Genomic DNA, 26889 nt, shown 5'->3' on the forward strand with positions numbered 1-26889 from the left:
TCAATGCTCCTCGTGGTGCGGGTCCACAAAGGACCGCCAGAGGAGGATGGGCAGGATCACCGTGAAGACGATGACCTCCTTGAAGGCGCTGGCCCAGAAGGAGCCGAAGCTCTCGATCAGCCCCACGCCGACAGCACCTGCCAGCGCCATCGGGAAACTAGCCAGCCCGCCGAACACCGCCGCGACGAAGCCCTTGAGGCCGATCAGGAAACCGGTGTCGTAGTAGATCGTTGTCGACGGCGAGATCAGCAGGCCCGACAGCGCGCCGATGAAGGCCGCCATCGTGAAGCTCATGCTGCCGGCCGCGTCACCCGAGATGCCCATCAGCCGGGCGCCCGTGCGGTTGACCGAGGTGGCCTTCAGCGCCTTGCCCGCCAGCGTGCGCTCGAAGAAGAAGAACATCGCCAGCAGCAGCACGAGGGACGCGCCGAAGATGATCAGCGTCTGGCCCGAGAAGCTCAGCGGGCCGACGTCGAAGCGCGCCTCCCAGAAGGCCGGCGTGCGGTAGCCCTCGGCGCCGAAGAAGACCAGGCCCACGCCGGTCAACGCGAAGTGCACGCCGACGGAGACGATGAGCAGCGTCAGCACGCTCGCCGCCGACAACGCCCGGTAGGCCAGGCGGTAGAGCAGCGGGCCCATCGCGGTGACGATGGCCAGCGTCGCCAACACCTGCAGCCACAGCGGCGACGGCCAGCGCAGGAGCATGGGCGTTAGCAGCGCCAGCGCGACGGGCAGGGCCAGCGTGCGCAGCAGCGACAGCGAGATGCGCGACGCCGCACGGCGCTCGCGCAAGGCCTGCACCGCGTCGAGCACGGCGGCGGCCACGGCCATCATCAGCAGCAGCCAGACGGTGCCCGGCACCTTGCCCATCTGCAGCGACGCCAGCGTCAGCGCGCCGAAGGCGACGAACTCGCCCTGCGGAATGAAGATGACGCGGGTGACCGAGAAGACGAGCACCAGGGCCAGCGCGACCAGGGCGTAGATGGCGCCGTTGGTCAGGCCGTCCAGGCCAAGGATGGCGGCAATCGTGAAGTCCATGGCGGCAGCACGGGATGAAGGACGCCACCATGGTATCGGCGATATTCCGACCGTACGGTCGGGAAATCACCCAGAGATCACCCAAAGAAAGGGCGCCCCGTGGGGCGCCCCATGCTGGTTCGGCGAGGCCGGGGTCAGCTGTTCTTGCCAACCACCAACTGGTTGTTGACGTTCTTCACGCCGTCCACGGCGGAGGCCAGCGTCGTGGCGCGTTCGCGTGACTTGGCGTCGGGTGCCTGACCAGTCAGCGTGACCTGGCCGGCCAGGGTGTCGACATTGATCTGAGTAGCCTTGAGCTTGTCGTCGGCCACCAGGGCGGCATTGACCTTGGCCGTGATGGCCATGTCGCCAGTGACCTGGGCGGTCTTGTCGGCGGCGCGTGCAGCCGAGTTCTCGGCGTCGTTCATGGCCTGCTTGGCGTCCTGCTTCGTCTCCTGGGCAGACTGCTTGGCTTCGGAGATCGCGCCGTCCAGCTTCTGGCCGGCGGTGCGTTCGTCGTCGTTGTGCTTGCCGCAGGCGGTCAGCGCGGCGGCCAGGGCCAGGGCGGCCAGCAGGGGCAAGCGGGTGTGGGTGTGGTTGAGCTTCATGGGGTCGTCCTTTCGGGGCTGTTGGGGGATCAGGCCGTGAGGGCCGGCAAATTCAGTTTGAACACCGTGGGGGCGCTTGAACTTCAGCCCAGGTGCCGATCGCCTGTCAGATCAGGCCGACAGCACCGTATCGCTGGACTAGTCCTACAGCCGCCGCCGCCACCGTCCCACCCACACGGCCGTTATGACTGGTGACTATCAAAGACATGAAAAAGACAGGCCTCGTCATCGCTGGCGTGCTCGCAGTGGCCGGCGTGGTCACGGTGCTCGCGCTAGATCACGCCGGCTGGCCCGGCCTCGCGCCACGGCTGGCCCAACGCACCCCCTACGGCTTGAAGGTGGACCCCGACACCCGACTGCACCTGCTCTGGCAGCCGCAACTGCAGGCGCCGCAGCTGCGTGTCGTCAGCACCGCGGGCGACACGCTGGCCGACGCGCACGACGTGGTGCTGGCCTGGCGCTGGGGCGACATCTGGGCCTGGCGCCACGGCGAGCCGCTGCGGCTGCGCCTGGTGCAGGCGCAATCGCTGGCGCTGACCTGGCAGCGGGACGCCGATGGCCACACCACATGGCCGCTGCAAGCCGGCGCCGACCGCAAGGAAGAGCCCGCGCCCCTGCCGCAGATCGAGCAGCTCGTCATCCTGAACGGCACGGCCCACATCGACGACGCGCCGCTGCAGCTGGAAGGCGACGCCCGCTTCGCGACCGAGGCCGATGGCCTCTGGAAGGCCGACGTGAAGGGCAAGCTGCGCGGCCAGCAACTGGTGCTGAATGCCCAGGCCAGCGCCGGCCTGGCCCTGCTGTCGCCGCCCGATGCCGGCACGCCACCGGTGAAGCTGCGCGTGGCGCTGAGCCAGGGCAGTGAACGCCTGGTGTTCGACGGCACCGCCGCGTCGCTGCTGGACGCGCGCTCGCTGGATGGCCAGCTGCAGGTGCGCGGCAACTCGCTGGCCGCCGCCGGCCGGCCGTTCGGCATGACGCTGCCCAGCACGCCGCCCTTCGACCTGACCGGCCGGCTCAAGCATGCCTCCGGCGTGTGGCAGCTTGGCGCGGTGAACGCCCGCATCGGCAAGAGCCGCCTGGGCGGCGACTACGCCTTCGACACACGGCCGCGCCGCCCCGTGCTCACCGGCACGCTGCGCGGCGGCCCGCTGCGCCTGGCCGACCTGGGCCCCGCCGTCGGCGCCGATGACGCGCCGAGTCGCCCCGGCCGCGTGCTGCCCGACCGACCGCTGGACCTGCCGGCCCTGCACATGATGGACGCGAAGGTGGCCGTGGCGCTGAACTCGCTTGACCTGGGCACCGCCAAACTCGAACCGCTGGCGCCCGTCAACGGCAACCTGCTGCTGGAAGGCGGCGTGCTGACCCTGAGCAAGCTGGATGCCGGCGTGGCCGGCGGCAAGCTCACCGGCTCGGCCAAGGTGGACACCCGGCTCGTGCCGCCGCAGTGGCAGGCCAGCCTGGACGTGAACGGCATGGCCATCGAGCGCTGGCTCAAGCCCGACGTGAAGCTGCTGACCGCCGCCCCCGTAACCGGCCGGCTCAAGGCCCAGATCGACGTGCAGGGCCGCGGCCACAGCATGGCCGCGCTGCTGGGCAGCCTGAACGGCCCGGTGCATGTGCGGCTGGAAAACGGCAGCGTTTCCCATCTGCTGACCGAGGCCGTGGGCCTGGACGTGGCCCAGGGCCTGGGCCTGCTGCTGACCGGCGACAAGAACCTGCCGCTGAACTGCGCCCGCCTGGATGGCCAATTCGCCGCCGGCGTACTGAGGCCGCGCACGGCCATCATGGACAACAAGGACAGCCGCATCGACCTGGACGGCAGCATCAGCTTCGCCAACGAAACGCTGGACCTGCGCCTCGTCGCCAGCCCCAAGGATTTCTCGCCGCTGACGCTGCGAGCGCCGCTGCGCGTGCAGGGCACGCTGGCCGACCCACGCGTGGCGCTGGAAGGTAAGCGCTTGGGCGGCCGCGCGCTCGCGGCCCTGGCCCTGGGTTCGCTGGCCCCGCCGGCCGCGCTGCTGGCCTTCATCGACCCCGGTGAAGACCTGCCGCCGGTAGATTGCAGCCTCAAGGCGCGCGATGCGCCAGCACAGCAGGCAAGCAAGCCTGCCGCCAAGCCGGCGGCCAAGGGCGACCAGCGCGGTTGATTCCCTCAGCAAAGGAAAAGCCGCCTCAAGGGCGGCTTTTCAGCGTCGGCCAGTGATGTCAGCGCCGGCGATGAGGTTGGTCGTGCACGGCGTCGACGAACTCACTGAGCGTCGCCCGGCAAGGGCCTTGTGGGCAGAGAAACAGCCCTTCGGCTTCGGCCGGCACATCGGCAGGAAAACCCAGAGCGCTGAGCGAATTCACCGCGTCGCCGCACAGCGCCACCGTGCGGCCGCAGCGCCAGGCCATCTTCAGCAACGCCTGCAGGCGGGCGCAACCGGTGGGCGCGGCCCAGACGTCGGAGTTCAGCACGATGAGGCCGTCGGCCCAGTCGGCCGCCGCAGGGGGCTCGCCGAAGTCGTCGTCCAGGCACCAGCTCATCTGGCTGATGTCGCTGCGCGCCAGCACCGCTAGGTCGTCCTGGTGGCGCTGTAGCGCCTCAGCCGTGCCGATGACGCAGATCAGGATCTCGGCTGTGGTCGACATATCCACGGCCGGCCGGGGTGGGCAATCCGTTGCTGGCATGGTGCTTCTTTCGAGGAGAGGGATGTGTCCACTGTGGCCGCGTTGCACGCTCGCGCCTGTGAGTTGCTGACGCGACGCGGCGTAGGACGAAACCCCAGGGCTTTACGTCGCTTTACGCCCTGCTGCCACGTTGGTGCGGCGGCTCGCAGACACTGGCGTGATGCCTGACGCAAAACCCGCCAATGCCGCCGCATTCACCCCCTACCAGCGCTTCGCCACTGCGCTGCTGACGCTGCTGCAGTTCGCCGTCATCCTGGACTTCATGATCATGTCGCCGCTGGGCGCGCTGATCATGCCGGCAATGCGCATGACGACCGGGCAGTTCGGCCTGGTCGTCTCGGCCTATGCCTTCAGCGCCGGTGCGGCCGGCTTGCTGACCGCCGGCTTCGCCGACCGCTTCGACCGCAAGAAGCTGCTGCTGTTCTTCTACAGCGGCTTCCTGCTCGGCACGCTGTGGTGCGGGCTGGCGACGAGCTTCGAGTCGCTGCTGCTGGCGCGCATCGTCACCGGCCTGTTCGGCGGCGTCATCGGCTCCATCGTCATGGCCATCGCGGCGGACCTGTTCGAGCCGGCGCTGCGCGGCCGCGTCATGGGCCTGCTGCAGGGCGGCTTTGCGGCCAGCCAGGTGCTGGGCCTGCCCTTCGGCCTGTACCTTGCCACGCGCTGGGACTGGCATGCGCCCTTCCTGGCGCTGGTGGCCTTCGGCATCGTCGGCGGCGGGCTGATCGCCTGGCGCATGAAGCCCGTCACCGGCCACCTGAAGCTGCAGAACGACCGCAGCGCCTTCGGCCACCTGTGGCACACGGTGGCCAAGGGACGGCACCTGCATGCCTTCGCCATCACGGCGCTGTTGACGACGGGTGGCTTCATGATCATGCCGTTCGCCAGCGCCTTCTCGGTGCACAACGTCGGCATCGACCTGCAGCACCTGCCCGTCGTCTACCTCGTCACCGGCATCAGCACGATGTTCGTCGCGCCGCTGGTGGGCCGCCTGAGTGACCGCCTCGGCCCGCTGCCGGTGTTCTACACGGGCAGCGCCATCACCATCGTCATGGTGGCGATCTACACGCGGCTGGGGCCGTCGTCGCTGGCGACGCTGATCGTCATCAACGTCGTCATGTTCGCGGGCATCTTCTCGCGCATGGTGCCGTGGCAGGTCATCGTCACGGGCATCCCGGCACCCGAGCAGCGCGGTGCCTTCACGGCCATCAACGCGGCGCTGCAGCAACTGGCCGGCGGTTTCGCGGCGCTGGTGTCCGGCCACATCGTGACGATGGGCGCAGACGGCAAGCTGGAGCACTTCCCCGTGGTGGGCAATGTGCTGATAGCCACGACGTTGATCGTCTGCGTGCTGCTGTGGTTTCTCAGGCGAAATCCACGGTGACGAGCAGGCCGCGGCCGTCGGGCCCGGCGTCCAGCCGGATGCCGGCGCCATTGCGCGCCGCGGCCCGTTCGGCAATGGCCAGGCCCAGGCCGCTGCCGCTCTGGGCCTGGCCCGGGATGCGGTAGAAGCGCTCGAAGACGCGCTGGCGCATGTCCTCGGCGATGCCGGGGCCCTGGTCGCTGAAGCTCAGTGAACAGCCGCCATCGCCCCGCGATTTGAGCAGCACCGAGATGCGGCCGTTCTCCGGCGAGTACTTGATGGCGTTGCCGATCAGGTTGTCCACCAGCGCCCAGACCGTCTCCTGGTGCAGCGGCCGCTCGCACAGCGCCTCGGCGTGGAAGTCGATCTCGATGCCGCGCTGCACGGCCAGCGGTGCGGCGGCGGCCAGGCGGTCGCGCACCAGGGTCTCCAGGGACAGCAGCGGCAGGGCCTCGTCGTCGCCTGCGTCGGAGCGCGCGCGCTCCAGCGTCAGCAGCTGTTGCACGAGGTGGTTGGCGCGGGCCACGCCGTCGCGCAGGCGGGCGCTGGCCTCAGCATGGCGAGCGTCGTCACCGCGGGTCTGCAGCAGATGGGCGTTGATCTGTATGGCGGCCAACGGCGTCTTCAGCTCATGCGCGGCGTCTGACAGGAACTCATGCTCATGCTCGATGCGCCGCCGCAGCCGCGCCATCAAATGGTTGATGGACGTGACCAGCGGCGACAGCTCGCGGTAGGTGGAGACGGGCAGCGGCGTGAGGTCCTGGTCCGAGCGGTTCTCGATGACGGCGGCGATGGAGCGCAGCGGCTTCAGGCCGATGCCGACAATGAGCCAGGCCGGCAACAGCAGCAGCGGCAGGCTGAAGATGCTGGAGCGCAGAAGAAAGCTGACGCCCGAGAAGCTCTGCATCCAGCGGTCATCCACCTCATGGCTGCGTTCGACGACGAGCCCGGTGGCTTCGTCCTTCTCCACGGCCTGCACCCAGGCGTTGGCGTCGCGCGCCTCGGGACTGTCGGGCATGGGCAGCGCGTCGGGCAGCGCGGGCAGGGAGTTGTAGAGCAGATCGCCGCGCTGCCAGACCCGCACGCGCACATGCGAGTGATAGTCGAGCTGGCGGAACATCTCGGCGCGCACATCCTCCAGCGCCTGCGCGGCCTGGCGCACGCGCTCAGGTTTGTCGGCAATCTCGGCCAGGTGCATCAGCAGCTCTCGCGCATGGGCCACGTTCTCGCTGGCCGTGCGCGAGCGCTGCGTGATCTTGGCCTCCAGCACGACGTAGAGAAAACCACCCAGCGCCACCAGCAGGATGACGGCGCTGAAGCCCAGCATCAGGCGCCGGAACAGCGACGACTGCTGCGGCTCAAGCTGCACGGTCGCTCTGCATCATGTAGCCCACACCGCGCACCGTGCGGATGTGGCCGTCACCGATCTTCTTGCGCAGGTTGGAGATGTGCACGTCCAGCGTCGCGCCGTCGCTGAAGGGCAGCACGCGCTTCTCCAGCTCGGCGCGCGTCAGCACGCGGTCGCTCTGCTTCATCAGCGTCAGCAGCAGCGCGTATTCGGTCTTGGACAAGGTGATGGCCGCACCGTCCAGCGTGACGCGCATGCGCTTTTCCTCCAGCGCCAAGTTGCCGAAGTTCCACAGCGCCTCAGCCTCGCCATGCGCGCCGCTGCGGCGCAGGATGGCACGCAGGCGCACCAGCAGCTCGGGGATGTCGAAGGGCTTGATGAGGTAGTCGTCGGCGCCGTTGTCGAAGCCCTTGAGCCGCTCCTGCAGGCCGTCGCGCGCCGTGATGATGAGCACGGGCACCGTCAGGCCCGCCGCGCGCAGGCGCTTGAGCAACTCGTTGCCATCGCCGTCGGGCAGGCCCAGGTCCAGCAGCACGGCGTCGAAGTCCTCGGCCTGAAGCCGTTCGACGGCATCCACGGCCAGGCGTACCCAGACGACCTCGTGGCCCTCGTCCTTGAACACGGTCAGCAAGGCCTGGCCGATGTTCAGGTCGTCCTCAATCAGATAGATCTTCACGGCCGGAAGTCTAGGGGCGAGGCCCGCGCAACGGGCCCGTGCAAACGAGCGGATTGACAGCCTTGTCATCGCCTTGCCGGCTCAGAGTGCCGATGGATAAAGGCCAAACGCCTTTCTTCAGGATTTCTTCAGCGCCGTTCGATTCTTGTCTATAGGCCAGCTTCAGCGGCTCACGCTCCGGATTGCGCGGCCTCCCGGCAGACCGGAGCATCGCGGCCGTTCACCACCCAACCGGGCTTGCAAGCCGGCTGCCGTGGCAAGAACCCCGGACCGATCACTACAAACATTCGAGAGGCAAGATCACATGGCCCATTCCACCGCCGCACGAGCGCCGCGCCAGGCGCGCGCCCGAGCACTCAATACCCTTCCCGTCGCCCGCGCCTGCGCCCTGCTGCTGCTCGGCGCCCAGGCCGTGCATGCCCAGGAGGCCACGCCGCCAGCCACGCCGCAGTCGCTGGACACGGTCGTCGTCACCGGCATCCGCAAGAGCATCGAAGACTCCATCGCCACCAAGCGCAATTCATCATCCATCGTCGAATCCGTGTCCGCCGAAGACATCGGCAAGCTGCCCGACGTGACAGTGGCCGAGTCCATCGGCCGCGTGGCCGGTGTGGCCACGCAGCGCAGCAAGGTGAACGGCAAGGCCGCCGGCGTCAGCGTGCGCGGCCTGGCACCGTCCTTCAATGGTGCGCTGCTGAACGGCCGCGAGCAGGCCTCCACCAGCGACGCCCGCAGCCCCGAGTTCGACCTCTTCCCGGCCGAGCTGCTGAGCAGCCTGCTGATCTACAAGACGCCCGATGCCGGCCTCGTTGGCCAGGGCCTGGCGTCGACGATCGACATGCGCACCATCCGCCCGCTGGACCACGGCAAGCGCACGCTGGCCGTCAACGCGCGCAAGGAGCGCATCGGCGTGGGCTCGGGCACGGATGTCGGCTCCGGCCACCGCACCAGCCTGGTCTATGTCGACCAGTTCGCCAACCGCACGCTCGGTGTGGCGGTGGCCCTGTCCAGCCTGCGTGAGGACAACGGCGGCGAGCTGCGCTTTGACAGCTGGGGCGGCGGCACCGGCCAGGTCGACTACAACGGCCAGCAGGTGACGGTACCCAACGGCTTCAAGTACGAGACGCAGCACCGCCAGAGCACCCGCGACGGCGCCACGCTGACGCTGCAGTACAAGCCCAACAGCGAGTTCAAGACGACGCTCGACGTCTTCTACGGTGCTGGCACCGAGAAGACCAAGCAAACCGGCCTGGAAGGCGCCGTCGCCTTCGGCGCCGGCATCTACGACCCCAACGGCGCGCTGACCAACGCGACCATCAGCAACGGCATCGCCACCAGCGGCACCTTCAGCAACTACAAGGGCGTGGTGCGCAACCACATGTTCTCCAACAAGGACCGTCTGATGTCCGTGGGCTGGAACGGCGAACTGCGCACCGGCGACTGGCGCTGGGAGGCCGATGCCTCGCGCTCGCACGGCGTGAAGAACATCAGCAACTTCGAGACGACGGCGGGCCAGCTCGGCAACACGCCGGCAGCACAGCTGGCGTCCATGAGCTACACGGGCTTCAACGGCAGCAACTTCGGCGACGTGAAGTACAAGCCCAGCATCAGCTTCACGGACCGCAATGCCATCCTGCTGACCGACGTGAACGGCTGGGGCGGTGGCCCTGCCACGCCGCAGGCCGGCTATGCCGCGCTGCCCACCATCGAGGACACGCTGACCAGCCTGCGCCTGACGGCCCATCACGACATCGAATGGGGCCCCGTCACCGGCAGCCGTTTCGGCGTGAACCTGTCCAAGCGCGACAAGGTCCGCGCCGGCCAGGAAGGCCGCCTGGCCATCAAGGGCGGTGTCGACGGCTATGCCGGCGCCAAGATCCCCGGCGCCGAGACGGCCCTGGCCGGCGCCTCGGGCATCGAGGTCGCGGCCTGGGACCCGACGGGATCGCTCGGCAACATCTACGAGATGGCCCGCTGGGTGGACCGCAACGTGCTGGCGCGCAACTGGACGGTGGGTGAGAAGGTCACCACGGCCTATGCGCTGGCCGACCTGGGCGGCGAGCTGATGGGCATTCCCTACAGCGGCAACTTCGGCGCGCAGCTGGTGCACACCGCCCAGAACGCCACCGGCAACCAGGTGAACCAGGCCACCTGCACAGGCATCACGGAGGCAACATGCCCCTACACCGTGCGCAGCGAGGGCACGAGCTACAACCACTTCCTGCCGGCACTGAACCTGACCTTCGAACTCGGCAACCAGCAGTTGCTGCGCCTGGGCCTGGGCAAGCAGATCGCGCGCGCCAACCTCGACAACATGCGCGCCAGCCTGGACGTGCAACAGCCCGCCGCCAGTGACTTGAAGCCCTCGTTGAGCGGCTTTGCCGGCAACCCGCAGCTCAAGCCCTATGCGGCCAAGGCGCTGGACATCTCCTACGAGAAGTACTTCGACAAGTACGGCTACATCAGCGTGGCGGGCTTCCTGAAGAAGCTGGACAACTACGTGCTGAACGTGCCGCGCCCGTTCGACTTCAAGCCCTACATCGACGGGTCTACGCCGCTGCCTACGACGGGCCCGTCTGCGGGCTCGAGCGTCGGGCCCCTGACTCAGCCAATCAACGGCGAGGGCGGGAACCTGAAGGGCTTCGAGGTGTCCATCAACCTGCCGGGGCGCATGTTCCTGAACTGGCTGGACGGCTTCGGCGCGCAGCTGAACCACTCGCACACGTCCAGCTCGGTGCGGCTGCCCACCAGCGGCTTCGTGTCGCCGCAGAACTCGCCGGTGTTCGCAGGCGCCGTCACCGAGATCGGCCTGCCGGGCCTGTCCAAGAAGGTCTCGACGCTGCGCCTGTACTACGAGCGTGCCGGCTTCCAGGCGGCCTGGGCGGCGCACAAGCGCTCGGACTTCATCGGCCAGATCCTGGACTACCGCAGCGACTCGCAGTTCACCTTCATCAAGGGTGAAACCATCGTCGACGCGCAGGTGGGCTATGAGTTGCAGAGCGGCTGGCTCAAGGGCCTGTCAGTGCTGCTGCAAGGTCACAACCTGAACAACACGCCGTTCAGGGAGTACACGACCGACCGCAACATCATCACCAACGAGGTGGTCTACGGGAAGACGTATCGACTGGGCTTGAACTACAAATATTGATCAGCCCCGAACCGCGCCCGACCGGATCGCCGGCCGGGCGCGGCCTCTCCCGAACAGTTGCCGACAAGAGCCGACCGCCGTGATCCCCTCCTTCTTCCGCGCGCTTGCCGCCGCGCTGCTTTGCTGTGCCGCGTCGGCCTTTGCTGCGCCACCGGCCGCCTACGAGCCCAAGCCCTACGTCCACGTCCAGCACCCGAGCTGGGCGCGCAACGCGACGCTGTACCAGATCAACACGCGCCAGTTCACGCCCGAGGGCACGCTGCGCGCCGCCGAGGCCCAGCTGCCGCGACTCAAGAACCTGGGCGTCGACATTCTCTGGCTGATGCCCATCCACCCCATTGGCCAGGTCAACCGCAAGGGCGCCCTCGGCAGCCCCTATGCGGTGAGCGACTACCTCGCCGTGAACCCCGAGCTCGGCACGCTGGCCGACCTGAAGCGCTTCGTCGACACGGCGCATTCGCTGGGGCTGAAGGTCATCCTCGATTGGGTCGGCAACCACACCGCCTGGGACAACGTGCTGGTGAAGAGCCACCCCGACTGGTACGACCGCGACGAGCAAGGGGGCTTCCGCCCCACGCCCTGGTACGACTGGGACGACATCATCGACCTCGACTACAGCAAGCCCGCGTTGCGCCGCTACATGACGCAAGCGCTGGTTTACTGGGTACGCGAGGCTGGCGTGGACGGCTACCGCGTCGACGCCGCCGGCTTGAGCCCGCTGGACTTCTGGGAGCAGGCCGCCAAGGAGCTGCGCGCCATCAAGCCCGTCTTCCTGCTCGCCGAATGGGAGAGCCGCGACCTGCACGCCAAAGCCTTCGACGCGACCTACGCCTGGTCGTGGTGGGACGCATTGAAACTCATCGCCGAAGGCCGCGCCGACGCGACCTCGCTCTACCCCTACTACGCGTGGAACCGTAAGTTCTACCCACGCGAGGCCTACCGCCTGCTCTACGCCACCAACCACGACAAGAACGCCTGGGAAGGCACCGAGCACGAGATCTTTGGCGGCGCGGCGGACGCGGTGACGGTGCTCAGCTTCATCAGCGAAGGCATGCCGCTGATCTACAACGGCCAGGAGGCCGGCAACAGGAAGCGCCTGGCCTTCTTCGAGCGTGACCCGATCCAATGGAAGGACGCCCCCGAGGCCGACCTCTACCGCCGCCTCATAGCGCTGAAGAAGCGCAACAAGGCGCTATGGAACGGCGCGGATGGCGCGGTGATGGAGCCCATCGCCAACAGCGCGCCCAAGCAGGTCTTCAGCTTTGTGCGCGGCAACGAGCAGGACAAGGTCGTCGCGGTCTTCAACTTCTCCGCCAAAGCGGTGGATGTGAAGCTGACTGGCCCGCGCCATGCCGGCCGCTACGCCGACTTCAACGGCGGTGCTGACGTGAAGCTGGACGATGGCACCTCGCTAAGCCTGCCGGCCTGGGGCTGGCGCGTCTTCGTGCAATGAGCAGGCGTCTGCAAATGCGAAGGTTTTCGCGCAAGGCGCAGGGCGGCGGGGTACCCCCGAGGCTCCATGTCCCCCGCCCGCTGCGCGGTCTCCTCCTTTACTTGCGCCTCGGGGGCACCCCACCACCCTGCTTCGGGGCGATAACGAACTGTGGCCTGCCGCGGGATGTGGGTAGGGGTGGCCACGCAAGTAAAGGAGGAGGGCGCGTAGCGCCCGGGGGACATGGAGTGGACGCCCCTGCCCGCAGCCCGCGGCCCATCCCAGGCGCAACTAGGAAATGACGTGCAAGACAACCTGAACACCGTCGTCATCGTCGGCGGCGGCACCGCCGGCTGGATGACGGCCGCCGCGCTCGCCAAGGTCACGAATGGCCGCGTGACGATCAAGCTGGTCGAGTCCGAGGAGATCGGCACCGTCGGCGTCGGCGAGTCGACCATCCCGATGATCCGCAACTTCAACCAGTTGCTGGGTATCGACGAGAACGAGTTCATGCGCGAGACGCAGGCCACGTTCAAGCTCGGTATCGAGTTCTGCGATTGGGGCGCGATTGACGACCGCTACCTGCATGCCTTCGGCCAGATCGGTCACCGCTCCAGCATCCTGCCCTTCCACCACTACTGGCTGCGCATGCACCAGGCCGGCCGGGCGCCGGACCTGTGGGCCTATTCCATCAACGGCGCCGCCGCCCGCGCACACCGCTTCATGCGCGCCGACACCAGCCTCGGGCGCTCGCCGCTGGCCGAGATCGTTCACTCCTTCCACATCGACGCTGGCCTGTACGCGCGCTACCTGCGCCGCTACGCAGAGAAGCTCGGCGTGCAACGCCTTGAGGGCCGCGTGCTGGACGCGCAGCTGCACGAGAACGGCCACGTCAGCGTCGTGCGCCTGGCCAGCGGCGCGACCATCGAAGGCGATCTCTTCATCGACTGCTCGGGCTTTCGCGGCCTGCTCATCGAGCAGACGCTGAAGACCGGCTACGAGCACTGGAACCACTGGCTGCCCTGCGACCGCGCCGTCGTCGTGCCCAGCGCGCTCGCCGATGAGCTGCCGCCCTTCACCCGCGCCACCGCACGGCCGGCCGGTTGGCAATGGCGCATCGGCCTGCAGCACCGCACCGGCAACGGCCATGTCTATTCAAGTCAGGCCATGGGCGACGACGAGGCTGCGGCACTGCTGATGCGCAACCTCGACAGCGAAGCGCTGGCCGAGCCGCGCGTGCTGCGCTTTGAGAGCGGCCGCCGGCGCAAGGTCTGGAACCGCAACGTCGTCGCCATTGGCTTGTCGTCGGGCTTCATGGAGCCGCTGGAGTCGACCTCCATCCACCTCGTGCAGTCGGCCATCGCGCGACTCATTCAGTTCTTCCCCGACCGTGGCTTCAACCCGGCCGACATCGCCGAGTTCAACCGCCAGAGCGACTTCGAGACCGAGCGCATCCGCGACTTCCTGATCCTGCACTATCACGCCACCACGCGCAGCGACAGCGCCTTCTGGGACCACGTCCGCACGATGACCGTGCCGCAGACGCTGCAGGACAAGCTCGATCTCTGGCGCGCCAGCGGTCGCATCGTGCGCCATGGCGACGAGCTGTTCTCCGAGGTCGGCTGGCTGCAGGTGCTGCATGGCCAGGGCCTCAAACCTGCCGGCCACCATCCCTTGGCCGAGGCCCTGTCCGAGAACGAGATCAGCGACTATCTCGGCGACACCCAGGCCGTCATCCAGCGCTGCGTCGCGCAGATGCCGAGTCATGCCGACTTCATCGCGGCGAACTGCGCTTCACAGGAACTCCAGACATGCTGACTCGCCGGCTCTTCGCCCTCCTTTCCCTCGTCCTCTGCACGACCGCCCAAGCCGACGAAACGCTGGCCACCGTCACCTCGCCCAACAAGCAGCTCGTCGTCACGCTGCAGCTCACCGGCGAAGGCCGCATCGCCTACCGCGTGGACCGTGCGGGCAAGCCGCTCATCAACGCCTCCCGCCTGGGCCTGCTGCTGACCAATGCCCATCAGCTGGACGGCGGCTTCAAGCTGGTCGGCCAGCAGACGACTGACCACGACGAGACCTGGGAGCAGCCCTGGGGCGAGAGCCGTCGCGTGCGCAGCCACTACCGCGAGCTGATGGTGGAGCTGTCCCAGCCCGGCCAGGGCGGCCGCGCGATGGGCCTGCGCTTTCGCGTCTTCGACGACGGCTTCGGCTTTCGCTACGAGCTGCCGCAGCAGGCCCAACTGCCCGTCGCCCGCATCAGCGACGAGCTGACCGAGTTCGACATCGCCGAGCCCGCCACGGCCTGGTGGATCCCGGCCGGCGAGGCCCTGGTGCTGGAGTACGTCACGCAGCGCACGCCGCTGGCCGAGGTGGGCCTGGCCAACACGCCGCTGACGATGCGCACCAAGAGCGGCGTGCACCTGGCGATGCACGAGGCCGCGCTGGTGGACTACGCAGCGATGTGGGTGCGCAAGGTCAGCGGCCAGAAGCTGCGCGCGCAGCTTGCGCCGAGCACGCAGGGCGCCACGGTCTTCAAGCAGGGCGCCTTTGCGACGCCCTGGCGCACGCTGCGCGTGGCGGACTCGGCCGGCGCGCTCTACGAGTCCAACCTCGAACTCAACCTCAACGAGCCCAACAAGCTGGGCGACGTGAGCTGGGTGCAGCCGGGCAAGTTCGTCGGCGTCTGGTGGGAAATGCACCTGGACAAGTCCAGCTGGGCCAGCGGCGCCAAGCACGGCGCGACGACGGCCAACACCAAGCGCCATATCGACTTCGCGGCGGCGAATGGCTTTCGCGGCGTGCTCGTGGAAGGCTGGAACATCGGCTGGGACGGCAACTGGGTTGGCAGCCAGTCGGCGATGGATCACACCAAGGCCATGCCCGACTTCGACCTCGAAGCCGTCACGGCTTACGCCAAGGCGAAGGGCGTGAAGCTGGTGGGCCACCATGAGACCGGCGGCAACGTCGCACGCTACGAGGCGCAGATGGACGCGGCGTATGCGCTCTACGCCGGGCACGGCGTGGATGTCGTCAAGTCCGGCTACGTGACCGACATCGGCACGGCGCAGTTCGCCAACGCCAATGGCAACGGCACCCACTTCGGCTTCACCGAATCGCAGGAAGGCGTGCGCCACTACCTGAAGGCGGTGCAGGAGGCCGCGAAACACAGGATCGCCATCGACACGCATGAGCCCGTCAAGGACACCGGCCTGCGGCGCACCTACCCGAACTGGGTCTCGCGCGAAGGCGCACGCGGTCAGGAGTTCAATGCCTGGGGCGACCCGATCAACCCGGTCGGACACGAGGTCGGCCTCGTCTTCACGCGCATGCTCAGCGGGCCTATGGACTACACGCCCGGCGTGCTGAGCTTGAACGGCGCCGGCGACCGCAAGCTGAACTCCACGCAGGCCAAGCAGCTGGCGCTCTACGTGGCGCTGTATTCGCCGGTGGTCATGGTGCCCGACCTCATCGAGCACTACGAGCGCTGGCCCAAGGCCTTCCAGTTCATCAAGGACGTGCCGACCGACTGGGAGACGACCAAGGTCATCCACGGCGAGCTGGGTGAGGTGGCGACGATTGCTCGCAAGGACCGGCGCAGCGAGGACTGGTACGTCGGCGCCATCACCAACGGCGACGCGCGCCGGCTGACGCTGCCGCTGGCCTTCCTCACGCCCGGCCGCCGCTATCGCGCGGAGATCTACCGCGACGGCGACCACGCGGACTACCGCGATGCCCAGCGCCGCTTCGACCTCGTCACCGAGCAGAAGACCGTGCAGTCCTCCGACACGCTGCCGCTGAACCTCGCCCCCGGCGGCGGCCAGGCCATCCGCTTCACGTCCCTGCCCTAACGACATGACCACTGCCTCCACCGCCCTGCCCGCTCAAGCTGCGGACAGCCGCGCCCCGCTCGCCATCGTCACACTGCTGTTCTTCATGTGGGGGCTATTGACTGCTCTCAACGACGTGCTGATCCCGCACCTGAAGGCGCTCTACACGCTGAGCTATCTGCAGGCCATGCTGGTGCAGTTCTGCTTCTTCGGCGCCTACTTCCTCGTATCGCTGCCGGCCGGGCGCCTCATCCAGCGCCTGGGCTATCAGCGCGGCGCCGTCTTCGGCCTCGTCGTCGCGGCCGTGGGCTGCCTGCTCTTCCTGCCCGCCGTCAGCGCCGGCTATGCCCTCTTTCTGTTCGCCTTCTTCGTGCTGGCGGCCGGCATCACGGTGTTGCAGGTCGCGGCCAACCCCTATGTGACGGCGCTGGGTGACCCGCGCACCGCCTCCAGCCGGCTGACGCTGACGCAGGCCTTCAACTCGCTGGGCACGGCAGTGGCGCCCGCTCTGGGCGTGCTGATCCTGCCCGAGGGTGCGAGTGGCAGCGTGCAAGGCCCCTACCTCGCGCTGGGTGCGGCGCTGCTGGTGCTCGCCGGCCTCTTCGCGCTGGCCCGCCTGCCGCGCATTGCCGATGAGGCGACGCCTACTGCTGGGTCCAGCCTGGCCGTCGCCCGCGCCCACCCGCATCTGCTGTGGGGCGTCGTCGCGATCTTTCTCTACGTCGGCGCCGAGGTCAGCATCGGCAGCCTGCTCATCAACTTCATCCAGGAAGCCGCCGGCCTGACCGCCGCGCAAGCTGCGCCCTACCTCAGCCTCTACTGGGGCGGCGCCATGGTCGGCCGCTTCATCGGCGTGGGCCTGATGCGCTTCATGGCGCCGGGCCGGCTGCTGGCCGTGCATGCCGCGCTGGCTGTGGCGCTGATCGCTGTCGGCGTCACCACGCACGGCCCGGTCGCGATGTGGGCGCTGCTGGCCGTGGGCCTGTGCAACTCCATCATGTTCCCCACCATCTTCAGCATGGCGCTGCATCGCCTGGGTGCGCAGACGGCGCAGGGCTCCGGCCTGCTGTGCATGGCCATCGTCGGCGGCGCCTTGCTGCCGCTGCTGCAGGGCTACGCAGCCGACGTCATTGGCCTGCAGGCGTCCTTCGCCGTGCCGGCGCTCTGCTACGCCGGCATCGCCCTCTACGGCTGGCGCCACCTGGGCCTCTTCAAGTGACCACCGACGCGGCGCCCTGGCCCCGGCTGCTGGCCTGCTGGCAGGAGGGGCGGCTGCRCACCCTGCTGCTGCACGCCGACGGGCGCCGCGCCCATCTGCGCGATGAGCCCGCCGTGGACGGCGCGCAGCTCGCACCGGCGCTGGCCGACGCCCTCGCCGGTCTGCACCGCACGGTGCACCATGCCGTGCTGGTCACCGATGCCGAGATGGCCACCGACGAACTGCGCCGCCGGCTGGGCCTGACCACACTGTGCTCGGTGTCGCTGGCGCGTGCGCTGCGCCTGGCGCCGCAGGACCCCTCCAGTTGGACCGGCGCCGCCCACGCGCTGCACCTCTCTCTGCACACCCCCGCCACCGGCGCCGTCTGCGCGCAGATCCGCGCCGCCTACGACCGGCTCACGCGCAGCGAGCGCCGCGTGGCCGACGTGGTGCTCGCCAACCCTGGCGCCGCGCTGGACACGGCTACGGCGCGCCTGGCCGAGGCCGCCGACGTCAGCCAGCCCCAGGTCATCCGCTTTTGCCGCGCATTGGGTTTCGACGGCGTGAAGACGCTCAAGCGCGCGCTGGCGGAGAGCCTCGTCAGTCCGAACGCAGGCAGCGAAGCGCCCACCGGCCACCCACTGCTGACGCGCAGTCTGAACGCACTCTGCCACGTCGACCGCTCCCGCCTCGCCGCCGCTGCCCAGCTGCTCACCGGCGCTCGCCAGATCGACGTGCTGGCCGACGCCGCCCGCGCGCCGCTGCTGGACCTGGCCCTGCTCACGCTGTGGCGCCTGGGCCTGCCGGCTCGCCCCGTGCAGGCCGGCGAGCGGCCCAGCGCAGCCGTCTGCCTGGCCCTGGGCACGGCCGCACCGGGCGCCGGCATCCTCATCACCGAAGCCCACCAGCCCGGCGTTGCGGCGCTGCAACTGGTCACCGGCGCCGAGTCCCCCGCCGCGCCCACGCTGCTGGCCATGCTGATGCTGCAGCTGCTGCTGGCGGAGCTGGCACCGGCGCCCGGCCCTTCTCCGCCAGCCACCAGCGGCCGGCGCAAACAAGCGTTAGCAAACCCCGCTTTTCGTGCCTGATCTAACGCTCCGCCGCGCGCCGCTGCGCTATCGTCGAGCGTCCACGGATGGTGCTGGGAGCTTGCATGGGTCTGTCACCGAGCTGGCACTGCCGCCTGGCGGCCGCCACGCTGTCGGCCCTGCTGGCGACGGCCGGCGCGCGGGCGCAGGACGCCCTCGTCAGCCTCAGCCTTGAGGAACTGGGCGGCCTGACGATCACGTCGGTGGCCAAGCGCGAGCAGCGCCTGTCCGACGCCGCCGCCTCGCTCTACGTCATCACGGCCGACGACATCCGCCGCAGCGGCTTCACGCGCCTGCCCGAGGTGTTGCGCCTGGCGCCCAACCTGCACGTGGCCGAGGTCTACCGCGGCGGCTATGCCATCAGCGCGCGCGGCTTCAACGCCGACTCGGCCAACAAGCTGCTGGTGCTCATCGACGGCCGCTCGGTCTACACGCCGCTGTTCGCCGGCGTGTTCTGGGACGCGCAGGACGTGGCGCTGGAGGACGTCGAGCGCATCGAGGTCAGCAGCGGCCCGGGCAGCACGCTGTGGGGCGTGAACGCGGTCAACGGCGTCATCAACATCATCACGCGCAGCGCGGCGGGCACGCGCGGCACGCTGGTGTCGGCCTCCGTCAGCGGCCAGGAGCGCAGCGCGCTGCTGCGCCAGGGCTTCGCCGCGGCCGGCGGCGACATGCGCGTGTACCTCAAGCACAGCAGCCAGGGCCGCACCGAGACGGCCGCTGGCAGCGTTGTCGATGACGCCGGCCACCTGCTGCAAGGGGGCTTTCGCGCCGACTGGGGCCGGGCCAACGACCGCTTCACGCTGCAGGGCAATGCCTACCAGGGCCGGCACGGCCAGCCCCTGCCCGGCAGCATCAACGTCATCGGCGTGGACTTCGCGCTGGACACCATCCGCCTGTCGGGGGCCAATCTGCTGGCGCGCTGGGACAAGCCTGTTGGCGGCGGTGAACTCAGCGTGCAGGGCTATCTGGACCGCACCACCCGCGTCACGCCGCCCACCTTCGACGAGCGCCTGCTCATCGCCGACCTCGAAGTGCAGTACACGCTGCGGCCGGCGGCGGCGCACACCGTCGTCTTCGGCGCCAACCACCGCCGCTCACGCGACGAGGTGGGCCACAGCGCGCCGGAATTCGCCTTCCTGCCCGAGCGGCTGAGCCAGTCCTGGACCAGCCTGTTCGCCCAGGACGAGATCGCACTCACCGAGGCGCTGCGCCTGACGCTGGGCGCCCGCGCCGAACGCAACGACTACACGGGCACCGAGTTGCTGCCCAATGTGCGTCTGGCCTGGCGGGCCTCGCCCGCTCATCTGTGGTGGGCGTCAGCCGCACGCACCGTGCGGGCGCCGTCGCGGCTGGACAACGACGCCTACATCCCCGCCCAGCCCCCCTTCATCCTCTACGGCAACGCGGGTTTCCGCGCCGAGACGGCCACGGTGCTTGAGCTGGGCTACCGGGGCCAACCGCTGCCCCTGCTGCGCATGGCAGCCACCGCCTTCCACGGCCGCTACGACCATCTGCGCACCCAGGAGCTGGCGCCGAGCGACACGCAGGTCTTCTTCGGCAACGGCATGCGCGGGCATGTCAGCGGCATCGAGACCTGGGGCATGCTGCAGGTCATTCCCACCATGCGGCTGCAGGGCGGGCTGACGCTGCTGCGCCCTCACCTGGCGCTCAAGCCCGGCAGCCGCGACACCGGCGACTCGGTGGCCGCAGCGGACGGCGCTATGCCGCGGCAGCTGTGGCGGCTGCGCGCGGCCTTCAACCTGCCGCGAGACGCCGAGTTCGACCTCACGCTGCGCCACGTCGGCGCCCTCAGCACGCCCGCCGTGCCGGGCTACACGACGCTGGACCTGCGCCTGGGTGGGCGGCTGGGCCCTGACATCGAGGTCGCGCTGACCGCGCAGAACCTGCTCGGCAGCGGCCATGGCGAGTTCGGCCCGGTCGAGACGCGCACGGAAGTGGGCCGCAACGTCGGCCTGCAGCTGCGCATGCGCTGGTTCTGATGGCGGCCCCCCACCTCTCTTCGTCCCTGCTCGCCCGGCGCAGCCTGCTGCTTGCCGCGCTGGCCGCCACGGGCATGGCCCGGGCCGGAGACGACGATGGCAATGCCGAATACCAGGTCAAGGCCGCCTTCGTCTGCAAGTTCGGCAACTACGTCGACTGGCCGGCCCAGACTCTGGGCGCGGCGGGCGAGCCGTTTCGCATCGGCGTGCTCGCCAGCGCTGCGGTGATGGAGGAGTTCCGCCGCACCGCTGTGGCCGCCTCGGTGGCCGGCCATCCGGTGGAGGTGAAGCGGCTGGCGCGCGGCGAGGCGACGGAGGGGCTGCACGTCGTGTTCGTGTCGCGCGTCATGTCTGCTCAGGCGGGCGAGATGATGGCCGCCACGCACGGCCGGCCGGTGCTGACCGTTACCGAACTTGACCCCGGCGGCGCGGCAGGCATGATCAACTTCGTGGTGGTCGACGACAAGGTACGCTTCGATGTGCTGTTAGCGCCGGCCACCCAGAACGGGCTCAAGATCAGCGCGCGCCTTCTGGGCGTCGCGCGTCGGGTTGAGGGTAGATAGATAGATGTTCAGGCTCTCTCTGCAACGCAGGATGCTCGGCGTCACGATGTTGACGTCGCTGGTGGCGCTGTTCGTGGCGCTGGGCGCCATGGTGGCCTACGACCTGCGCGCCTATCACGAGGGCTGGGTGAGCGACCTGCAGACGCAGGCCGAACTGCTGGGCCGCTCCACGGCGCCGGCGCTGGAGTTCGACGACCACAAGGTTGCCAGCGAGAACCTGGCACTGCTGCGCCTGCAGCCCAAGATCAAGGCGGCGGCGCTCTACGGTGCGGACGGCGATCGCTTCGCGTCCTATGCCGGCACGACCAGCAACGCCGAGTTGCCGCCGCGGGCCGAGGCGGTGGGCGTGCGCCGCAGCGGCGGCGACCTCGTCGTGGTGCAGGCCATCACGCAGGACGGGCGCCTGATCGGCAGCGTGCTGCTGCGCGCCGAATACGCGCTCTACGACCGCGTGCTGAGCTATCTCGGCATCGCCGCCGCCGTGGCGGTGGTGGCACTGGGCGTGGCGATGCTGCTGTCGCTGCGGCTGCAGCGCGCCGTCGTCCAGCCCATCCTGGCCATCAGCGACGTGGCCCGGGACGTCATGCAGCGCCAGGACTATTCGCGCCGCGCACCCAAGGCGACGCAGGACGAGGTCGGCACGCTGGCCGACTCGTTCAACGGCATGCTGGGCGAGATCGAGCGGCGCACGCAGGAGGTGATGCGCCTGAACGAGGAGCTGGAGGCGCGCGTGCGCGACCGCACTGCGCAGCTGGAGTCGTCCAACGAAGAGCTGCGCCTGGCCACGGCCGCCGCCGAGAAGGCCAACCGGGCCAAGTCGGAGTTCCTGTCCAGCATGAGCCACGAGCTGCGCACGCCGCTGAACGCCATCATCGGCTTCGGCCAGTTGCTGGGCGGCGAGGTGGGCGAGGCCAAGCCGGAGCGGCGGCGCGAATTCGTCGAGCACATCGTCGGTGCCGGCAAGCATCTGCTGACGCTGATCAACGAGATCCTCAACCTCGCGCGCATCGAGGCGGGGCATGTCGAGCTGTCGCTGGAGCCGGTGCTGCTGGACGACGTGCTGGCCGGCTGCCGCCAGATGATCGAGCCCATGGCCGCGCAGCGCGGCATCAGCACGCAGTTCACACCCAGCGGCGGCTGCGTGGCGCTGGCCGACCGCATGCGGCTCAAGCAGGTGCTGCTCAACCTGGTCAGCAATGCGATCAAGTACAACCGGCCGGGCGGGTCGGTGCAGGTGAGCTGCAGCTCACCCCAGCCGCAGCAGGTGCGCATCGAAGTGCGCGACACCGGCCGTGGCCTGGAGCCGGAGCAGGTTAAGGCCTTGTTCCAGCCCTTCAATCGCCTGGGCCAGGAAGCCGGGCCCGAACAAGGCACGGGCATAGGCCTGGTCGTCACGCAGCGTCTCGTCGAGCTGATGGGCGGCCAGATCGGCGCCCACAGCACACCCGGCGAGGGCAGCGTGTTCTGGGTGGATTTGCGCACCAGCGAGTTGCCGGCCCTGCCCCACGCCGAGACTGACTGGGGCGCCCTGCCGCCCGTGCCCGGCCCGCGCGAAGGCGAGCCGCCGGTGACCGTGCTCTATGTGGAAGACAACCCGGCCAGCCGCAAGCTCGTCGAGGAGCTGCTGAGGGGCCGCCACGACCTGCGCCTGCTGTCCGCCACCGACGGCCGTGCCGGGCTGGAGATGGCCTTTGCCGAACGGCCCGACGTCATCCTGATGGACAACAACATGCCGACGATGAGCGGCCGCGAGGCCCAGTCGCTGTTGAAGCTGGACCCGCGCACGGCCCACATCCCCGTCATTGCACTGACCGCCAACGCCATGCCCGACGCCGCCGCGTCCAGCCTGGCGGCGGGCTACTTCCGCTACCTCACCAAGCCGCTGGAACCGGCGAAGCTGATGGCGGCGCTGGATGACGCGCTGAAGGCCGCCAAAGCGAGGCGTTGATCAGTTTGGGCCGAGCGCCGGGCCGCTCCCAAGCCGGCCCGTCTGGCGATGTGCGCGCGGCTCAATGCCGCAAGCATCGCCGTCCCCTCGGGGGACCGACCGGGCTCGCCGGCGTTCAGCCCGGCGAGCTTGGGCGAGGGGCCTCACGCCTTGCTGCCGCTTCGCGTAGGCAAGTCAACATCAGGTCGGCGCCGGGCGACAGCTGGTGGCCGCGCCGCGTGACGATGCCGTAGGCGTCCATGCGCAGGCCGAGGTCGATGGGCAGCACGGTCAGCAGGCCGGCGTCCAGGTAGGGCCGCACCAGTTCCTCGGGCAAGGCCACGACCATGTCTGACTGCACCAGCAGGCTGGTCACGACGGGCAGGGACAGCGTCTCCACGGCCTGCTGCGGCTGGTCCAGCCCGGCGGTCAGGAAGAGCGAGGTGAGCCGGTCGCGCAGGATGCTGCCGCCGGGCGGCAGGATCCAGCTCTGGCGGGCCAGCTCCTGCAGGCTGAGGTCAGTGCGGCCGGCCAGCGGATGGCCGGCGCGGACGATGAGGACATGGGGCTCGTCGGTCAGCGGCTCGAAGCTGAGCTGGGCGGCGGACTCGCTGTCCAGCACGCGGCCGATGACGAGGTCCAGCTCGCCGCTCTGCAGGTGCTGGATCATCGGCCGGCTGGTGTCCACCGTGATGGCCACATGCAGGCGCGGCTGGCGTGCCTTGAGGGCGACGACGGCGGCGGGCAGCAGCGTGGTCGACGGCGTCAGCACCGAGCCCACGGACACGCGGCCCGACAGGCCCGACAGCAGCTCCATGACCTCCTGGTGGCCGGCGTCCAGCTCGGCCAGCGCCGCGCCAGCGCGGCGGATCATGACCTCGCCGTACCAGGTGGGCGCCACACCGCGCGGCAGGCGCTCGAACAGCTTCACCCCCAGCGCGTGTTCCAGATCGGCCAGCAGCTTGGAGGCGGCCGGCTGCGTCAGGTTGGCGCCCTGGGCGGCATGCAGGATGGAGCCGTGCCGCCCCAGCTCCACCAGCAGCACGAGCTGGCGGGTCTTGAGGTGGGAGCGGACGAAACGATCCGAGCGCGGGTCAGTCATTCGTGATACAGCTGCGCGCGGCCGCCATCGATGAGGATGTCGGTGGCGTTGATGAAGCGGGCTTCGTCGCTGGCGAGGAAAAGGGCAGTGTAGGCAACCTCGATGGGCTCGCCGATGCGCTTGGGCGGCAGCAGGTCGATCTGCTGCTGGCGCTGTTGCGGGGTCAGGCTGGCCAGCCATTCGACGATGCGCTCGGACAGGATGAGGCCGGGCGAGATCGAATTGACCCGCACGTTCTGCGCGGCGTACTGGATGCCCAGCGCCTTGCTCAGGCCGATCAGCGCGTGCTTGGCGACGGGATAGGGGAAGGTGTTGGGAATGATGCGGTGGCCGTGCACCGAGGCGATGTTGACGATGCTGCCGCCACCGCCCGCCAGCATGCCGGGCAGCACGGCGCGGCTGCAATGCAGGGCGCCGTCGAGGTCGACGGCGAAGCAGCGCTGCCACTGGGCGGTGGTCATCTCCAGTGGCTCGGCAAAGACGTTCATGCCGGCGTTGTTGATGAGCACGTTGATGGGCCCGAAGCGCTCAGCGCCTCGATCGGCCATGGTCTGCACGGCGGCCTCGTCGGCGATGTCGGTGGCGATGTAGATCGCGTTGTCTTCACCCAGCTCCTTGATGAGCGCAACGCTGGCGGCATCGTCGGTCAGGCCGTTGAGGATGACCTGGGCGCCCTCGGCGACGAAGAGCCGGGCGATGGCCTTGCCTATGCCATGGCTGGAGCCGGTCACCAGCGCGACCTTGCCTTCGAGACGAAGCCTGGAACTCATTGCGTGTACTTCTTCCAGACGTCGAGCACCGGCAAGGCCTGGCCCTTGAAGTCGAACAGCGTGGTGTTGGAAACGACGTTGGGCCCGGGCTGGCCGGTGCCTTCCTTCAGCGCCCAGCCGACCTTGGGGTTGGCAATCATGATCGGGTCCCAGTACAGGACGCCCAGCACGCGGGGCGTGGCTTTCATCGTGCCGAGCAGCTCGGCCATGAAGTCGCGCTGGCCTTCGGGGCTGCTCATGCTGGCCGGGTAAGGGCCGTTGTGTTCGAGCTGGCCGGGCCAGCCGTCGTGACGCGTGGGCGAGAAGTTGAAGCCGGCTTCCATGACGAGGATGTCGCTGTCGTAGCGCTTGGACACGGCCTCGCAGAACGTGGCGAGCTGGCTGACGTTCTTCTTGGTCCAGAACGGGTAGTAGGACGGGCCGATGACGTCCCAGGTGACGCCTTGCGCGCGGGCGTTGTCGAACCAGTCGCGGTACTTGGCCTCGTTGCCGCCGTCGTCCAGGTGCAGCACGACGCGCGACGCCGGGCTGACCGCCTTCACGGCCGCGTGGCCGGCCTTGAGCAGCGCGCCCAGGCGCGGCCAGTCGCTGGTGCGGCCATACGGGTAGAGCATGCCGTGCTCGATCTCATTGCCCAAGGACACGAACTCGGGCGCCGTGCCCTGGTCCACCAGGGCCTTCATCACTTCCCGCGTGCGGGTCTCGACGAGGGCCAGCAGGCGCTCGAAGCGGGCCGTGTCGTCGGGCAGCGTCTTCAGTTCGGCGCGCCAGGCGGTGGGTGGCTCCTGGGTCTTGGAGTTGGTCCAGAAGTCGCTGTAATGAAAGCTGAACTGGATCTGCATGCCCTGCGCCTTGGCGCGGCGTGCGAGGGACAGCACATCGGGCAGGTCCATCGAGCCCGCGGGCCAGTACCAGCCGTCGTTGCCGGTGCCCGGTCCCGTCTTGTCGTAGAGGCGGATGCGCGCGATGTTGTGGCCGTAGCGCTTCAGGATGACCAGGCAGTCGCCCGGCTTGCCGTCGCGGTCCTTGTAGACGGCACCGGCGCGCTCCATCCAGGTCAGTGCCGAGATGTCGCCGCCCGCCAGAAAGGGCGTGGCGGCCTGGGCCGGCAGCGCCACTGCTAGCGACGATGCCAGCAGTGTGCGCCGATCAAGCACGGCGCTCGCCCCGGGTCTTCAGTTGGTCCAGCAAAACAGCGGCCAGCAGGATCAGGCCGCGCACCAGGTACTGATAGAACGCATCGACATTGAGCAAGTTCATGACGTTCTCGACCGTGCCCATGATGAGCACGCCGATGACGACGCCGAAGATGCGCGCCTTGCCGCCCGACAGCGACACGCCGCCCAGCACGCAGGCGGAGATGACGTCCAGCTCGAAGCCGGTGGCGGCGTTGGGCTGGCCGCTGGTGATGCGCGCCGACAGGATCAGGCCGGCGAGCGCAGCAACCACGCCCTGTAGCAGGAAGATCCACACGCGCAGGCGCTCGACCTTGACGCCTGCCAGGCGCGCAGCCTCCGGGTTGCCGCCAATGGCCAGCGAGTTGCGGCCGAACACCGTGTGGTTGAGCAGCACGCCGAAGACGACGAAGCAGATCGTCGTCGTCCAGATCGGCAGCGACAGGCCGAACACGACGGTGTCGCCAAAGCTGATGAAGCCTTCGTCGGCGATGCCCACCGCCTGGCCTTGCGAGGCGATGAAGGCCAGGCCGCGCACCATCAGCATGGTGGCCAGCGTGGCGATCAGTGCGTTGACGCGCAGGTAGGCGATCAGCACGCCGTTGCCCGCGCCGATCAGTGCGCCGGCCAGCAGGCCGCTGCCGACGGCCAGGCCGACGCTGCCGGTGCGCTCCAGCACCATGGCGCCCAGCACGCCGGCGAAGGCGATTGTTGAGCCGACGCTCAAGTCGAAGTCACGCGAGGCCAGGCAGAACATCATGGTGCAGGCCACCATGCCGATCTGCGCGACCGACAGCAGCAGGCCGGTGATGTTGGCCGTGGAGAAGAAGTTCTCCACGGTGAAGGCCAGCACGACGAAAAGCAGGGCATAGCCCAGCGTCATGCTGTGTTCCTTGAGCAGGGCGCGGGCGGTGGAGTTCATGGCGGGGCTGGGCGACGCGGAGGTCGTTTGGGTGGTCGTGTTCATG

At 68.9% G+C, this 26889-nt stretch carries 20 protein-coding genes; 11 read left to right on the plus strand and 9 right to left on the minus strand.

The genetic code is table 11. From position 1 onward, the window contains the following. Together ACXRVZ_RS18720 and ACXRVZ_RS18725 are read right to left on the minus strand one after the other, a co-directional pair. Positions 1-1038 (minus strand): branched-chain amino acid ABC transporter permease, encoded by a 1038-nt coding sequence (locus ACXRVZ_RS18720; RefSeq protein ID WP_457420711.1) that lies wholly within the window; start codon positions 1036-1038, stop codon positions 1-3. Positions 1039-1172: 134 nt separating this feature from the next. Beyond that, positions 1173-1625 carry a BON domain-containing protein gene (locus tag ACXRVZ_RS18725; RefSeq protein WP_457420713.1) on the minus strand — a complete coding sequence of 151 codons (453 nt, stop codon included), beginning with the start codon at positions 1623-1625 and terminating at the stop codon, positions 1173-1175. 206 nt (positions 1626-1831) lie between these two features. Between ACXRVZ_RS18725 and ACXRVZ_RS18730 the strand changes: the two genes are divergently transcribed. Next, positions 1832-3775: an AsmA family protein gene (locus ACXRVZ_RS18730; protein WP_457420715.1), complete on the plus strand. Its 1944-nt coding sequence runs from the start codon at positions 1832-1834 to the stop codon at positions 3773-3775. Positions 3776-3833: 58 nt separating this feature from the next. Here ACXRVZ_RS18730 and ACXRVZ_RS18735 read toward each other — a convergent pair whose 3' ends face one another. Continuing rightward, the gene (locus tag ACXRVZ_RS18735) at positions 3834-4259 is read right to left on the minus strand and encodes a hypothetical protein (RefSeq protein WP_457420717.1); all 426 of its coding nucleotides are present in this window, start codon (positions 4257-4259) and stop codon (positions 3834-3836) included. A 199-nt stretch (positions 4260-4458) separates the two neighbouring features. Between ACXRVZ_RS18735 and ACXRVZ_RS18740 the strand changes: the two genes are divergently transcribed. Beyond that, positions 4459-5682, plus strand: a complete 1224-nt coding sequence (locus ACXRVZ_RS18740) for an MFS transporter (RefSeq protein WP_457420719.1) — start codon at positions 4459-4461, stop codon at positions 5680-5682. Here ACXRVZ_RS18740 and ACXRVZ_RS18745 read toward each other — a convergent pair. Together ACXRVZ_RS18745 and ACXRVZ_RS18750 are read right to left on the minus strand one after the other, a co-directional pair. Then, positions 5663-7030 (minus strand): ATP-binding protein, encoded by a 1368-nt coding sequence (locus ACXRVZ_RS18745; protein WP_457420721.1) that lies wholly within the window; start codon positions 7028-7030, stop codon positions 5663-5665. The two genes, ACXRVZ_RS18740 and ACXRVZ_RS18745, sit on opposite strands and share 20 nt — an antisense overlap. After that, entirely contained in the window at positions 7020-7685 is a 666-nt protein-coding gene (locus ACXRVZ_RS18750) for a response regulator transcription factor (RefSeq protein WP_457420723.1), read from the minus strand. The genes ACXRVZ_RS18745 and ACXRVZ_RS18750 overlap by 11 nt, the downstream gene beginning before the upstream one ends. 304 nt (positions 7686-7989) lie before the next feature. Here ACXRVZ_RS18750 and ACXRVZ_RS18755 point away from each other — a divergent pair, with 304 nt between their 5' ends. From ACXRVZ_RS18755 to ACXRVZ_RS18795, 9 genes are all read left to right on the plus strand, one after another. Further along, positions 7990-10833, plus strand: coding sequence for a TonB-dependent receptor (locus tag ACXRVZ_RS18755; RefSeq protein ID WP_457420725.1), 2844 nt, complete (start codon positions 7990-7992; stop codon positions 10831-10833). 79 nt (positions 10834-10912) lie between these two features. Then, positions 10913-12286, plus strand: coding sequence for an alpha-amylase family glycosyl hydrolase (locus ACXRVZ_RS18760; RefSeq protein ID WP_457420727.1), 1374 nt, complete (start codon positions 10913-10915; stop codon positions 12284-12286). A 282-nt stretch (positions 12287-12568) separates the two neighbouring features. Then, positions 12569-14083, plus strand: coding sequence for a tryptophan halogenase family protein (locus ACXRVZ_RS18765; RefSeq protein WP_457420729.1), 1515 nt, complete (start codon positions 12569-12571; stop codon positions 14081-14083). Next, entirely contained in the window at positions 14077-16116 is a 2040-nt protein-coding gene (locus ACXRVZ_RS18770) for a glycoside hydrolase family 97 protein (RefSeq protein WP_457420731.1), read from the plus strand. Before ACXRVZ_RS18765 ends, ACXRVZ_RS18770 begins: the two co-directional genes overlap by 7 nt. Positions 16117-16120: 4 nt before the next feature. Next, on the plus strand, positions 16121-17314 hold the full coding sequence (locus tag ACXRVZ_RS18775) for a sugar MFS transporter (RefSeq protein ID WP_457420733.1): 1194 nt from the start codon (positions 16121-16123) through the stop codon (positions 17312-17314). Then, complete coding sequence (locus ACXRVZ_RS18780; RefSeq protein ID WP_458232682.1) at positions 17311-18381, plus strand: MurR/RpiR family transcriptional regulator; 1071 nt, start codon at positions 17311-17313, stop codon at positions 18379-18381. Before ACXRVZ_RS18775 ends, ACXRVZ_RS18780 begins: the two co-directional genes overlap by 4 nt. A gap of 65 nt (positions 18382-18446) precedes the next feature. After that, entirely contained in the window at positions 18447-20384 is a 1938-nt protein-coding gene (locus tag ACXRVZ_RS18785) for a TonB-dependent receptor plug domain-containing protein (RefSeq protein WP_457420737.1), read from the plus strand. Continuing rightward, positions 20384-20947: a YfiR family protein gene (locus ACXRVZ_RS18790; RefSeq protein WP_457420739.1), complete on the plus strand. Its 564-nt coding sequence runs from the start codon at positions 20384-20386 to the stop codon at positions 20945-20947. The genes ACXRVZ_RS18785 and ACXRVZ_RS18790 overlap by 1 nt, the downstream gene beginning before the upstream one ends. Positions 20948-20951: 4 nt before the next feature. Continuing rightward, positions 20952-22895, plus strand: coding sequence for an ATP-binding protein (locus ACXRVZ_RS18795; RefSeq protein ID WP_457420741.1), 1944 nt, complete (start codon positions 20952-20954; stop codon positions 22893-22895). A gap of 115 nt (positions 22896-23010) precedes the next feature. On the opposite strand, the gene ACXRVZ_RS18800 is transcribed toward ACXRVZ_RS18795, so the two are convergent. The 4 genes from ACXRVZ_RS18800 to araH are packed head-to-tail and all read right to left on the minus strand — an operon-like array spanning position 23011 to position 26888. After that, positions 23011-23976, minus strand: a complete 966-nt coding sequence (locus ACXRVZ_RS18800) for a LysR family transcriptional regulator (protein WP_457420743.1) — start codon at positions 23974-23976, stop codon at positions 23011-23013. Next, positions 23973-24746, minus strand: a complete 774-nt coding sequence (locus tag ACXRVZ_RS18805) for an SDR family oxidoreductase (RefSeq protein WP_457420745.1) — start codon at positions 24744-24746, stop codon at positions 23973-23975. The genes ACXRVZ_RS18800 and ACXRVZ_RS18805 overlap by 4 nt, the downstream gene beginning before the upstream one ends. Next, positions 24743-25903: a glycoside hydrolase family 53 protein gene (locus tag ACXRVZ_RS18810; RefSeq protein ID WP_457420747.1), complete on the minus strand. Its 1161-nt coding sequence runs from the start codon at positions 25901-25903 to the stop codon at positions 24743-24745. Before ACXRVZ_RS18810 ends, ACXRVZ_RS18805 begins: the two co-directional genes overlap by 4 nt. Continuing rightward, positions 25896-26888, minus strand: a complete 993-nt coding sequence (araH, locus tag ACXRVZ_RS18815; RefSeq protein ID WP_457420749.1) for an L-arabinose ABC transporter permease AraH — start codon at positions 26886-26888, stop codon at positions 25896-25898. The genes ACXRVZ_RS18810 and araH overlap by 8 nt, the downstream gene beginning before the upstream one ends. Between the last annotated feature and the right edge of the window lies 1 nt (position 26889).

Source organism: Roseateles sp. P5_E8, from assembly GCF_054177665.1.

Bases quoted from the DNA above. Each gene is read 5' to 3' on its own strand.
- ACXRVZ_RS18725 (WP_457420713.1), bottom strand. From the start codon at position 1,625: ATGAAGCTCAACCACACCCACACCCGCTTGCCCCTGCTGGCCGCCCTG.
- ACXRVZ_RS18805 (WP_457420745.1), bottom strand. From the start codon at position 24,746: ATGAGTTCCAGGCTTCGTCTCGAAGGCAAGGTCGCGCTGGTGACCGGC.
- araH (WP_457420749.1), bottom strand. From the start codon at position 26,888: ATGAACACGACCACCCAAACGACCTCCGCGTCGCCCAGCCCCGCCATG.
- ACXRVZ_RS18800 (WP_457420743.1), bottom strand. From the start codon at position 23,976: ATGACTGACCCGCGCTCGGATCGTTTCGTCCGCTCCCACCTCAAGACC.
- ACXRVZ_RS18735 (WP_457420717.1), bottom strand. From the start codon at position 4,259: ATGTCGACCACAGCCGAGATCCTGATCTGCGTCATCGGCACGGCTGAG.
- ACXRVZ_RS18775 (WP_457420733.1), top strand. From the start codon at position 16,121: ATGACCACTGCCTCCACCGCCCTGCCCGCTCAAGCTGCGGACAGCCGC.
- ACXRVZ_RS18795 (WP_457420741.1), top strand. From the start codon at position 20,952: ATGTTCAGGCTCTCTCTGCAACGCAGGATGCTCGGCGTCACGATGTTG.
- ACXRVZ_RS18790 (WP_457420739.1), top strand. From the start codon at position 20,384: ATGGCGGCCCCCCACCTCTCTTCGTCCCTGCTCGCCCGGCGCAGCCTG.
- ACXRVZ_RS18730 (WP_457420715.1), top strand. From the start codon at position 1,832: ATGAAAAAGACAGGCCTCGTCATCGCTGGCGTGCTCGCAGTGGCCGGC.
- ACXRVZ_RS18755 (WP_457420725.1), top strand. From the start codon at position 7,990: ATGGCCCATTCCACCGCCGCACGAGCGCCGCGCCAGGCGCGCGCCCGA.
- ACXRVZ_RS18720 (WP_457420711.1), bottom strand. From the start codon at position 1,038: ATGGACTTCACGATTGCCGCCATCCTTGGCCTGGACGGCCTGACCAAC.
- ACXRVZ_RS18740 (WP_457420719.1), top strand. From the start codon at position 4,459: ATGCCTGACGCAAAACCCGCCAATGCCGCCGCATTCACCCCCTACCAG.
- ACXRVZ_RS18785 (WP_457420737.1), top strand. From the start codon at position 18,447: ATGGGTCTGTCACCGAGCTGGCACTGCCGCCTGGCGGCCGCCACGCTG.
- ACXRVZ_RS18770 (WP_457420731.1), top strand. From the start codon at position 14,077: ATGCTGACTCGCCGGCTCTTCGCCCTCCTTTCCCTCGTCCTCTGCACG.